The sequence below is a fragment of the Arthrobacter sp. MYb221 genome (assembly GCF_002979835.1).
Classification (GTDB): domain Bacteria; phylum Actinomycetota; class Actinomycetes; order Actinomycetales; family Micrococcaceae; genus Glutamicibacter.
Map to the genome: position 1 here is coordinate 23,934 of NZ_PCPW01000022.1, position 6,113 is coordinate 30,046.

The following is a 6,113-nucleotide window of genomic DNA, read 5'->3' on the forward strand; positions in this document are numbered from 1 at the left end:
GCGGGAAAACTAGATGGTTCGGAAACCGGTGACCATCGGGCAATCGAATGGGTCGCGGGCCGAGAGGCCAACCTTGTTCAGGTAGGTGATGACCTGGGAGTAGGACTCACGCACGGTGGCGATGGTGTACGGAACCTGGTGGTCCTCGCAGTACTGGCGTACGATCTTGGACACGGCAGCCAGGTTGGCGCGTGGCATCGACGGGAACAGGTGGTGCTCCACCTGGTAGTTCAGCCCGCCATAGACATGCGACAGGATGCGGTTGCCCCAGGTGGACTTCGCCATGATGTTACGCCCGGTCAGAACCTGCCGGGAGAAGAAGTCGATGCGTGCGGTCTGCGGAATCATGGGCATGCCCTTGTGATTCGGTGCGAAAGACGCACCCATATAGACGCCGAAGACTGCCAGCTGTACGCCGATGAAGGCGAAGGCCATGCCGATTGGCAGGAAGTAGAAGATCGCGGCCAGGTAGATCACGATGCGCAGCGCGATGGAGAACATTTCGCGTTTGCGGTTTTTCACCCGGTTCGCGCGGAACAGGTACTTGATCGAGAGCATGTGAAGGTTGAGGCCTTCCATGGTCAGCAGCGGGAAAAACAGGTATCCCTGACGCTCGGTGATCCACTTGAGCACACCACGCTGGCGCTTGGCATCTTCGGTCTGGAACGAGATGGTGTCCCACTCGATATCCGGGTCCTTGCCGATGGTGTTCGGTGTGGCGTGGTGCTTATTGTGCTTGTTCATCCACCACTGGTAGCTGATGCCGACCACAATGTTGGCCAGGAACTGGCCCAGCTTGTCATTGCCCTTTGACGAGGTCAGGATCTGGCGGTGCGCCGCTTCGTGGGCGAGGAAGGCGAATTGGGTCAGCAAGAGGCCCAAGGCGCCGGCCATGAGCAGCTGGAACCAGCTGTCTCCGAGCAGGACGAATCCGGCAATCGTGCCGCCCAGCAGGACGGTTAAGACGATCGCCACGCCGAGGTAGTGGCCGCGGCGGCGCTGGACCAAACCGGCATCGGCGACGAGCTTCTTCACGTGGAAGAAGCTTTTCGGATCACCGGGTTTGACGGAAGGTGCGGTGGATTCCATGACTGAACTGCTACTCATGTAAATATCCTTGGGGTATAGGCGTCGACTTCACAGTCGAAAGAACTGAAAAACTCGGCTCCCATATTTAAAAGCTTACGTTGAATATCTGTGAACTGTCTGTCCGGCGGGCAGAATTTCAAATTGTTTCGATCGTTTTTGCCGTCGAAGTCAGTGCCAGGAGGACCGCGCCCGGTCAGTGGCGCACGGTGAGCTGGCCGTCCGAGATTTCCCAGCGCGCGTCGAGACGCACATTTTCCAGCATCCGCCGATCATGGGTGACGAGCAGCAGCGCGCCTTCGTAGCTTTCCAGCGCCTCTTCGAGCTGTTCGATGGCCGGCAAATCGAGGTGGTTGGTGGGCTCGTCGAGCACCAGCAGATTCACGCCGCGCGCCTGCAGCAGCGCCAAGCCGGCGCGGGTGCGTTCCCCGGGGGAGAGCGCACCGACCAGGGCGGCCGAATGGTTGGCCTTCAACCCGAATTTCGCCAGCAGGGTGCGTGCATCGGCCGAGGTCATCTCCGGCAGGGCGTTTTCGAAGGCGGTGCCCAGGGGCAGCTCTTCGGGCAGGTAGCTGCGCGCCTGGTCGATCTCGCCGATGGCTACCGAGGTGCCCAGCGTTGCGGTGCCCGAATCCGGGGACAGCTTGCCCAGCAGCAGGTTCAGCAGCGTGGACTTCCCCGCGCCATTGGGGCCGGTGATGCCGATCTTCTCCCCGGCGTTCAGCTGGATGGACAGCGGGCCGAAGCTGAAATGCCCGCGCTCCAAGGCGACCTCGTTGAGCGTGGAGACCACGGATGAGGAGCGCTCGGCCGCGGCGATCTCGAACTGCAGCACCCATTCCTTGCGCGGTTCGGCCACCTCTTCCAGACGCTTGATCCGCGATTCCATCTGGCGCACCTTCTGCGCCTGCTTCTCGGAGGACTCGTTGGAGGCCTTGCGGCGCAGCTTGTCGTTATCCGGGTTCTTCTTCATCGCGTTGCGCACCCCCTGGGAAGACCATTCGCGCTGGGTGCGGGCCCGGGAGACCAGATCGGCCTTCTTGCCGGCGAACTCCTCGTAGGCCTCGCGGGCATGGCGGCGGTTGATCTCGCGTTCCTCCAGATAGGAGTCGTAGCCGCCCTCGTAGACCGCGACCTGGTGCTGCGCCAGATCCAGTTCCACGATGCCGGTGGTGCAGCGGGCCAGGAATTCGCGGTCGTGGGAGACCAGCACGACGCCCGCGCGCAGCGAGGTGATAAAGCTTTCCAGACGCTGCAGTCCGGCCAGGTCCAGATCGTTGGTGGGTTCGTCGAGCAGCACCAGATCGAAGCGCGAGAGCAGCAGGGCGGCCAACGCGATGCGCGCCACCTGCCCGCCGGACAGCGCGGTCATCAGCGAGTCGATGGGCAGCTCGAAGCCGAGCTCCGCCAGCACGCCCGGGGCGCGGTCCTCCAGGTCCATGGCCCCGGAGGCCATCCAGTGCTCGAAGGCCACCGCATAGGCATCATCGGCCCCGGGATCCCCGGAGCCCAGCGCTTCGGCGGTGGCTTCCATGGCGGCGGTGGCCTGCGCGCAGCCGGTGCGGCGGGCCAGGTACGCGGCGATGGATTCGCCGGCGATCCGCTCGTGCTCCTGCGGCATCCAGCCGATGAACGCGCCGTCCGGGGCGGTGGATACGCTCCCGCCCATCGGCTCGTCGACCCCCGCCAGCAGCCGCAGCAAGGTCGTCTTGCCGGCGCCGTTGGCGCCCACGATGCCATAGACCTCTCCGGGGGAGAGCGTGAAGCTGAGATTGGAGAAGAGGGTTCGATCGGCGTGGCCCCCGGCAAGGTCCTTGGCCACCAGTGTTGCAGTCATGGCTTCAAGTTTAGGTTCTTCTCGCCGCGCGCTCGCGCACGCCCCTAGCGTTGGTTGGCGAAGGCCTGGGAAATCTGCGCGGCGGTGTGGGCCACCAGCGCTCCGTGGTCCGCGCCGGGGGAGACCGCGCAGCGCGAGAGCGGCATGGCCAGGCAGATGGAGGCCACCACGTGGTCTTTCTGGGTGATCGGCGCGCTGACCGAGCCGAGGCCCGGGGTGCGCAGTCCCACCGATTCCACCCAGCCGTTGGCTTCCACCGCGGAAATGGCCGCGGCATCGAAGGCCAGCAGTCGGCCGCTGGAGCCGTGGGGCAGGGCCAGGCTGGCGCCGACGGGCAGGGTGGCTTTCAGCTCGTGCCGCGAGTCGACCGAGGCGACGCAGACGCGCGCGTCTCCGCGGCGGATCCACAGCTGCGCGGTCTCCCCGGTGGTGTCGCGCAGCTCGGTCAGGTAGCTGAGCCCCACGATTTCCAGGCGGCTGCGCACAAAGCGCCGGCCGAGGCTGAAGCTGCCCGAGGGTTCGCGGCGCAGGAAGTCGTATTCGGCCAGATTCAGCGCCAACCGGTGTGCGGTGGAGGTTGACAGCCCGGTGCGTCGGGCTAATTCGCTGGCCGTGGCGTCGCCGAATTCCAGCGCGTCAAGAATCAGGCAGATGCGGTCGAGCTGGCGGTTTGCGGTGGTCTCGGACAAGTGCTTGGCCTTTTCACTGGAGGGAAATACCGTCCCGGTCGGCGGTTATTGCCACTTGGAGGTAACTAATTCCTACTGTATGGGAAATCGAGGGGTGCAATCAAGAGTGGAAATGCCGCGCTACGGGCTGGTGATTCCTCTCACCCCCTGCTATCGTGTTCCCACTAAATAGCAACAATTTCCCATAAGGTGGGAATGATCGTCGAAGGTAGGAAAGTTATGGCGCAGTACGAAATTTCGGTGATCCCCGGCGACGGGATCGGCCCCGAGGTCCTAGACTCCGCACTGGCGGTGCTCGGCGAATGCGAAAAGCAGTTCGACCTGAAGCTGAATTACACCACCTATGACTTCAGCGCCGACCTCTACCGACGCACCGGACGCAAGATCACCGCGGCGGACATGGACGTGATAGGCGAAACCGATGCGGTGCTCTTCGGCGCCATGGGGCTTCCCAATGTGCGCGACGAGCACGGCCTGGAGCTCGGTGCTCAGGTGGAAATGCGTGCGCACTACAAACTCTTCGCCAGCCTGCGCCCGGTGAAGCTCTTCGCCGGCGTGCCTTCCGCGGTGAAGGCCGAAAGCGTGGACATGCTGGTCATCCGCGAGACCTCCGAGGGGATGTTCGCCGGGCTCCACGATGCCCACGAGCCCAGCGATGAGCAGGCCTCCGACCGGATGACCATAACCCGCGCCACCTGCGAGAAACTCTTCGACGTGGCCTTCGCCGAGGCCCGCGCCCGGCGCAAGCGCGGCACCCCGGGACGGGTCACCCTGCTGCACAAGTCCAATGCGCTGCGCAGCAATGTGCTGATGGAGAAGGTCTTCGACGAGGTGGCCGCGAAGAACACCGACATCGAGAGCAACAAGTTCTACATCGATGCCGGCTCGATGTACCTGGTCACCGATCCGGAACGCTTCGACGTGATCGTCAGCGAGAACATCTTCGGCGACATCACCTCGGAGATCGCCGCCGGGCTGGTCGGCGGGCTGGGCGTGGCCCCCTCGGCCGATGTGAGCCTGAGCCACGGGGTCTTCCAGCCCTCGCACGGCAGCGCCCCGGATATCGCCGGGACCGGCATCGCCAACCCGATCGCGATGATACTCTCCGCCGCGATGATGCTGAACTGGCTTGGCGAACGCCGCGCAGATGCCGCCTGCCTGCAAGCCGCACGCCACATCAACGAAGCGGTGGAACAGGTGCTGGCCAGCGGGCCGCGCACCAAGGACATCGGCGGCACCGCCAGCACCGGACAAGTCACCGACGCGGTGCTCCAGGCATTGAAGTCCACCGCCAAGCTATCCACCCAGAGCTTCTAGAAAGGTACGGAAGATGAATCAGAAGGTACTTTTTCTGAACCCACTGAAGGACTACATCGACGGGCTGGAACGCTCCACTCCGGCGGGGTTCCAGCTGACCGTGCTGCCCGCCGGCACCTCGGTCCAGCGCATGTGCCGCGAAGCGGCGGAGGCGGACTTCATTATCGCGGGCATCGAAATCCCCGAAGAAGTCTTCCGGGCCGCGGGAAAGGCGAAGTTCATCCAGTACATGAGCTCGGGCTACGGGCAATTGCCCTTGGAGGTGCTCAACGACCTGGGCATTCCCGTCGCGCAGATGAAAACCCACTCGATCTCCGTCGCCGAGCACGCGCTCTCCCTGATCCTCACCCTGCTGCGCCGCATCCCGGCCTCCACCGCGGCACTGCGCGAAGGCAAATGGCGTCAAGACCTGGACGAAGCCTCCTACTCGGAGCTCTACGGCAAGACCGTGGGCATCGTGGGGCTGGGAAATATCGGGCGCTGGGTGGGCAAGGTGGTGCATCACGGTTTCGGGGCGAACGTGGTCTTCTACGACAACGCCGAAATCCCGCTGACCGTCTCCGAGCTGATCTCCGCCAAGCAGGTCTCGCTCGATGAACTGCTGCGCGTCTCGGACGTCGTCTGCGTGAATCTTCCGCTGAACGCCGACTCGGAGAAGCTGATCGGCCGCGAAGAACTGGCCAAGATGAACGCGCGCAGCGTGCTGGTCAACGTCGGGCGCGGCGAGGTGATCGATGAGGAAGCGCTGATCCAGGCGCTGCGCGAAGGGCGAATCGCCGGAGCCGGACTGGACGTGTTCGCAAGCGAGCCGCTGAGCCTGAACAGCGAACTGCTGGAGCTTCAGAGCGTGCTCTGCACCCCGCATATGGCCGGTGTGGGCTGGGAAAACGTGGCGCGGCGCATCGAGACCGTGTGGGAGAACCTCGATGCGGTGTTGCGTGGGGAGGTCCCGCGTGGGGTGATCACGGCGACCAAGCGTGCGCCGGAGATCCAAGCGGTTTAGCGGCCGCAAGGCCAACGATCAATTGGCCGTTGGCAATGGTGGCACAACTTGAAGCGGGGGTGCCGCCGGGCATCCGGCGGCACCCCCGATTGCCGCGGATCAGCTGCCGCGGATCAGTTCGGCGCAGCGCTCACCAATCATCATCACCGTGAGATTCGGATTCACCGTCACCAACTCCGGC

The 6,113-nt window shown here is 64.1% G+C and carries 5 protein-coding genes; 2 read left to right on the forward strand and 3 right to left on the reverse strand.

From position 1 onward, the window contains the following. Positions 1-9 precede the first annotated feature (9 nt). From CQ015_RS18010 to CQ015_RS18020, 3 genes are all read right to left on the reverse strand, one after another. Positions 10-1,107 carry an acyl-CoA desaturase gene (locus tag CQ015_RS18010; protein WP_105554792.1) on the reverse strand — a complete coding sequence of 366 codons (1,098 nt, stop codon included), beginning with the start codon at positions 1,105-1,107 and terminating at the stop codon, positions 10-12. A 175-nt stretch (positions 1,108-1,282) separates the two neighbouring features. Further along, entirely contained in the window at positions 1,283-2,923 is a 1,641-nt protein-coding gene (locus tag CQ015_RS18015; protein WP_105650796.1) for an ABC-F family ATP-binding cassette domain-containing protein, read from the reverse strand. A gap of 44 nt (positions 2,924-2,967) precedes the next feature. After that, positions 2,968-3,612, reverse strand: coding sequence for an IclR family transcriptional regulator (locus tag CQ015_RS18020; RefSeq protein WP_105650797.1), 645 nt, complete (start codon positions 3,610-3,612; stop codon positions 2,968-2,970). A 219-nt stretch (positions 3,613-3,831) separates the two neighbouring features. Between CQ015_RS18020 and CQ015_RS18025 the strand changes: the two genes are divergently transcribed. Together CQ015_RS18025 and CQ015_RS18030 are read left to right on the forward strand one after the other, a co-directional pair. Next, positions 3,832-4,929: an isocitrate/isopropylmalate dehydrogenase family protein gene (locus CQ015_RS18025; RefSeq protein ID WP_105650798.1), complete on the forward strand. Its 1,098-nt coding sequence runs from the start codon at positions 3,832-3,834 to the stop codon at positions 4,927-4,929. A gap of 13 nt (positions 4,930-4,942) precedes the next feature. Further along, positions 4,943-5,932: a D-isomer specific 2-hydroxyacid dehydrogenase family protein gene (locus CQ015_RS18030; protein ID WP_105650799.1), complete on the forward strand. Its 990-nt coding sequence runs from the start codon at positions 4,943-4,945 to the stop codon at positions 5,930-5,932. Positions 5,933-6,113: the final 181 nt, after the last annotated feature.